The 3,854-nt window shown below is 41.0% G+C and carries 3 protein-coding genes and 1 tRNA gene; 3 read left to right on the top strand and 1 reads right to left on the bottom strand.

What is annotated here, in order from left to right:
* Positions 1 to 236 precede the first annotated feature (236 nt).
* Positions 237 to 1,916 carry a putative polysaccharide biosynthesis protein gene (locus EKM98_RS11845; RefSeq protein WP_125982745.1) on the top strand — a complete coding sequence of 560 codons (1,680 nt, stop codon included), beginning with the start codon at positions 237 to 239 and terminating at the stop codon, positions 1,914 to 1,916.
* Positions 1,916 to 2,647 (top strand): pseudouridine synthase, encoded by a 732-nt coding sequence (locus tag EKM98_RS11840; RefSeq protein ID WP_125982744.1) that lies wholly within the window; start codon positions 1,916 to 1,918, stop codon positions 2,645 to 2,647. Before EKM98_RS11845 ends, EKM98_RS11840 begins: the two co-directional genes overlap by 1 nt.
* 26 nt (positions 2,648 to 2,673) lie before the next feature.
* Here the strand turns inward: EKM98_RS11840 and EKM98_RS11835 are convergent, their stop codons facing one another.
* Positions 2,674 to 3,516, bottom strand: a complete 843-nt coding sequence (locus EKM98_RS11835) for an NAD(P)H-hydrate dehydratase (RefSeq protein WP_125982743.1) — start codon at positions 3,514 to 3,516, stop codon at positions 2,674 to 2,676.
* 110 nt (positions 3,517 to 3,626) lie between these two features.
* Here EKM98_RS11835 and EKM98_RS11830 point away from each other — a divergent pair.
* A tRNA-Leu gene (locus tag EKM98_RS11830) sits at positions 3,627 to 3,710 on the top strand.
* Positions 3,711 to 3,854: the final 144 nt, after the last annotated feature.

Raw genomic sequence — 3,854 nt, 5'->3', positions numbered from 1 at the left:
TTGTAAATTCAAAGGCACAAAAAATCCTGTTAATAGTTTACCATTTGTAAACTATCAACAGGAAAAAGTATAGAGCCAAATAATTTACGATAAAACGGAGCAATTGGTGGGTGTTAAATAAACTACCAGTGTTCCGTTTTATTTTTAACTAAAAATTAAATTTCTTAATTCTAATTGAAAGGTTGCGCCATTTCAATTAGAATGTAAAAGAATGTTTTCAGGAAGGAACGAATGCCATGTCTAAGTCACGGTTGCAAAGTGAACCGTCCGTGAATAAAAAGATTGAACCAGAACAAAACACTAAAAGTGAGCCAACCGCACAAGAAAAGATGTTACGTGGATCAGCTTGGATGACTGCTGGTAGTATTACCTCGCGAATTCTGGGCGCACTTTACATTATTCCTTGGGTAGCTATGTTTGGCGCCGAAAGTGGCCAGGCCAACGCACTTTTTGCTATTGGCTATAATATCTATAGTTTATTCTTGGTTATTTCAACGGCCGGTATTCCAGGTGCGGTGGCAAAACAAGTCGCACACTATAATGCTATGAATGAATATTCAACTGGGCGAAAGCTATTTCGTAGTGGGATCTACTTAATGGTTGTTATGGGCGTTGTTTCGGCGGCACTGTTGTATTTTGTGGCACCTTGGCTTTCTACAGGAAATCCGGATGCGATTCCCGTTATTCGTTCACTGGCGTGGCCATTGCTCATTATTCCAGTTATGAGCCTTGCTAGAGGACTCTTCCAAGGGTACCAGGATATGGCACCGTCGGCAATTTCTCAGTTTATCGAACAAGTAGCCCGAATTATTTATATGTTGGCGATGACCTTTTGGATTATGCGGGTACTTCACGGGAGTTACGTTTCGGCGGTTACCCAATCAACTTTTGCGGCCTTTATTGGTGCAATTGCAAGTCTGCTAGTTTTAGGTTGGTACTTTTTACGAAAACGTAGTGGTTGGAATGAATTGAGCCGCAATAGTGCGGCCGTTTTAGATATTTCAACGCGTGATATGTTGACAGAAATGGTTCGGCAGGCAATTCCGTTTATTATTTTGGACGCCGGGATAACTATTTTTCAATTAGTTGATCAGTACACGTTCATTCAGTGGATTGGTCGATTCATGAGCGGGACGAAGGCTGATTTCTATAATTATTACCAATTATTTGCGTTTAGTTCGAATAAATTAATTATGATTACTGTTTCATTGGCTTCATCGATGGCAGTCACCTCAATTCCACTCTTATCAGAGGCATTTACAAAGGGTGATCGCAAATCGCTGCGGGAACAGATTGATAGCATGATTGAGCTTTTCTTCTTCATAATGATTCCTGCGGCAATTGGGATGGCGGCAGTTGCCAAACCACTATATACTATTTTCTATAGTTATAATTTTACGGGTACATTAATTTTGGAATTCTCATCTTACGTAGCAATTATTCTAGGACTATTCACTGTCTTAGCCGCGATGATGCAAGGGCTATACCAAAATAAGAAGGCAATTATTTATTTTGTTATTGGGCTAATTGTGAAGCTGATTGTTCAGTACCCAATGATTGCGCTATTAAAGGTCTTTGGGCCATTAATGGCAACTGCGATTGGTCTTGGCGTAACTAGCTTTTTAATGATGCGTTCTTTACATCAAAGGTTCGATTTGAATTTCAGTGAGATCATTCGACGTCTAGCAGGTATTTTATTTTCTGCCATACTAATGTATGGGGTTTGCGTGGTAATTGAGAAAGGACTTTTTACTTTCTTAAATCCGGCAAGTCGATTGCAAAGCATGCTTGTGCTCATAATTGTCGCTGGGTTTGGCGCAGTAGTTTACGGCTATTGTATGTTACGCTCACGCTTGGCCGACGAAATCCTTGGCGAAAGGGTTGCCGGTTTACGCCGACGATTGAGGATTAAGTAATGCGAATTGATCGTTTTATAACTGTTACTGCGATGGGCAGCCGTAAAGAGGCTCATCAGTGGCTCAAGCAAGGAAGACTAACTGTTAATGGCCAAAGCATTAAGTTTGCTAAACAGCAGGTTAAACCAGAGCAAGACAGTATTGCTTTAGATGGTGAAGTCATTAATTATTCACCGTTCAGTTATTATTTACTGAATAAGCCGACTGGTGTTTTATCAGCGACTAAAGATTCACGGGCCAAAACAGTTATGGCGCTATTAAGTACCGCTGATTTTCGCAGCGATTTATTTCCAGTTGGTCGACTTGATAAAGATACAACGGGGCTACTATTGTTAACCAATGATGGCCAATTAGCGCACCAATTATTAAGTCCCAAAAAACGCGTGACTAAACTTTATCAGGCGCAAATTGACGGCTTGGTAACCGCTGCTGATGTCGCTCGATTTGCTGAAGGCGTGACAACACAACATGGGACTAAGTTTAAACCTGCTAAATTACAAATAATGGGACAGGATTTAACCAAAAAACAGTCAGTTATTCAAGTTCAGGTGCTGGAAGGCCAATTTCATGAAGTTAAACGGCTATTTCAAAGTATTGAAAAGCCCGTGCTGAAATTACAGCGATTAGCCATGGGGCCACTAAATTTACCTGAAAGTTTACCGCTTGGTCAGTACCGACCATTGACAATAACGGAACTTACGGCATTAAAAAAATGCAGTAAAGGCGTTTAGCACAACCTTTACTGCTATCTTTTTTATTAATCATTTTCAGATTGAGCCATCTTAGCCATGTATTCGGGTAAATGAGTAATAATTTGTGAAGGTAAAACAACGTATTGCTTTTTTGCTAAATAATCAGCAATTTTACTGTGAGTGTAAACTGCTGCTAAAATGGCCTGATCAGAATCGTTAAACTGGGCAACAAAGCCTGCAATAATACCGGTTAAAGTATCACCCATACCGCCTGTGGCCATTGCAGCAGTACCGGCCGTGTTACGCCAATTATCTTTGCTAGTGGCCAGATAAACCTCGGTTCGATGTGACTTAACGATGACGGTTCCGGCTAGTTTTTCTTGGGCCTGGCGATTATTGCTCGGTGTTTGTGCCTTAATTGGCAGACCGGATAGTCGCTGCCATTCCATTTGGTGAGGCGTAAAAATTAAATGCGCATTCGGTAATGTAAGGTGGTGACTGGCAATTAATGAAATGGCCGATCCATCAATAATTAAGGTTTGTTGTTTTTGAATGGTGGAGAAGGTCAGTTCGAGTAACTTTAAGGCCTGATAATTTTCACCTAGTCCAGGTCCAATAACGACCACATCCATTGTTGGTAATAATTGTTTGATACTAGTAGCATCCTGATTACTAACTACCATTGCCTCTGGTAAACGGGCGTGGAGGCTGGCAAAATTTATTGGATCAGTGACGCAGGTAACCAGGCCACTTCCAGCATAAACTGCGGCACTAGTACTTAAAATAATTGCGCCACCAAATTGGCGGTTACCACCAATCGTCATAACGCGGCCGTAAGTTCCTTTATGACTCTGTGCTTTTCGTTTGCAAATTGTTCGTTTTACGATTGCTTCTGTAATTTTTTGCATTTTTTAACCACCTTTAGTTAGTATCTACTTATAGTTATTATACCAAGTAGCGGCAAAAAGCGCTTGACCTAACCCTTTTAATAATGCTAAACTACTTTAGTAGTTAATTTGCCGCTGTGGCGGAACTGGCAGACGCGCAGCATTCAGGGTGCTGTTCACTTCGGTGAGTACAGGTTCGATCCCTGCCAGCGGCATATGGTAGTACTGAGATAACAGCATTGATAGCACTTTTGTTCTCAACTCTTTTCCAAAATTATAAAGGCCTAAATTGTCAAACTAAGTGCAACACCGGCCAGCTTTCACTTATAAGTGGTCTAGGTGTTAGTCATGCGAGTAAT

It is taken from the genome of Loigolactobacillus iwatensis, assembly GCF_003950295.1.
Taxonomy (GTDB): domain Bacteria; phylum Bacillota; class Bacilli; order Lactobacillales; family Lactobacillaceae; genus Loigolactobacillus; species Loigolactobacillus iwatensis.
This window is presented reverse-complemented; position numbering and strand designations above follow the sequence as displayed.